This is a genomic window from Aeromonas sp. QDB39, from assembly GCF_027707585.1.
In the GTDB taxonomy this organism is placed as follows: Bacteria; Pseudomonadota; Gammaproteobacteria; order Enterobacterales; family Aeromonadaceae; genus Aeromonas; species Aeromonas hydrophila.
In genome coordinates this window covers 1-1091 of sequence record NZ_JAPCIV010000118.1, presented here as the reverse complement: position 1 = coordinate 1091, position 1091 = coordinate 1, and the positions used below count along the sequence as shown (strand labels likewise).

Below are 1091 nucleotides of genomic sequence, written 5' to 3'. Positions count from 1 at the left end.
CGTGAATTCAGATAATAAGTGCAATGCCCATGGTGCATAGGAGAGAGGCGGTCAACTACCAGTTAGGGTACGCTTCTTCTCGCCAAAGAAACAAAGCGATACACCATGAAATACCAGCAGTTGACCGAGGGGCTACGATACCAGATTGCCTGCCTCCGTGACCATGGCCTGTCACAGGCCCGCATTGCCAAACAGCTCGGGGTTCATCCATCGACTATCAGTCGTGAGCTTCGTCGTAATTGTGCTGGGCAGGCCTATCAGCCGCAGCAGGCTCACCAACTTGCCACGGCACGACGGCTGACGAGTCAGAAGCGTACTGTCCCGTCTGATACCATCGACTTTGTTTGCATGGCGCTGGTCGCGGACTGGAGTCCCGAGCAAATCAGTGGCGTTGGAGACATGATTAACTGCCCGGTTAGCCACGAGTGGATATACCGCTATGTGGCACGCGACAAGGCCAACGGTGGCACGCTATACCGGCATCTGCGTCAGGGTCACAAACGCTATCGCAAGGGTAAGAACAGCAAACGCAGTGTCATTCCCAATCCGGTATCGATTGATGAACGCCCTGCGATAGTCAATGAGCGGAGCCGTGTGGGAGATTGGGAAGTCGATACCGTGTTGGGTAAGCAAGGCAGCGGTGCAATAGTGAGTCTGTTGGAGCGTAAGAGCCGGCTCTACCTGGTTCAATACGTTCCCAGCAAAACAGCCAGCGCGGTGGCGGACACCATTATCAGCATGCTGAAACCCTACCAGGCACATGTCCATACCATCACAGCTGACAATGGTAGCGAGTTTGTCGAACATGAACGTGTTGCAGCAGAGCTGGAAGCGCAGGTGTACTTTGCGCATCCATACAGTGCATGGGAACGGGGACAGAATGAGAATAGCAATGGTCTGCTGCGGCAATATGTGCCCAAAGGCAGTGATTTGAGTGTGGTGACAGCAGAGGCACTGTCAGCCGTCGAAAAGCGGCTGAACTTCAGGCCGCGCAAATGCTTGGGATTTAAACAGCCACAGGTGGTTTTTGACGAACTTCTGAAAGCAGCCTGATTTTTAATCGGGAATTGCACTTCGAAGTTGAATTCGCG

Annotated in this window: 1 protein-coding gene; it reads left to right on the top strand. The window is 53.4% G+C overall.

Annotation, left to right across the window (positions count from 1 at the left end; genetic code table 11):
- The first annotated feature begins 105 nt into the window (after nucleotides 1–105).
- Nucleotides 106–1053, top strand: a complete 948-nt coding sequence (locus PG899_RS24075; protein ID WP_012564931.1) for an IS30-like element ISAeca1 family transposase — start codon at nucleotides 106–108, stop codon at nucleotides 1051–1053.
- Nucleotides 1054–1091: the final 38 nt, after the last annotated feature.

Excerpts from the sequence above, each read along its gene's own strand:
- PG899_RS24075 (WP_012564931.1), top strand. The coding sequence starts at position 106 with ATGAAATACCAGCAGTTGACCGAGGGGCTACGATACCAGATTGCCTGC.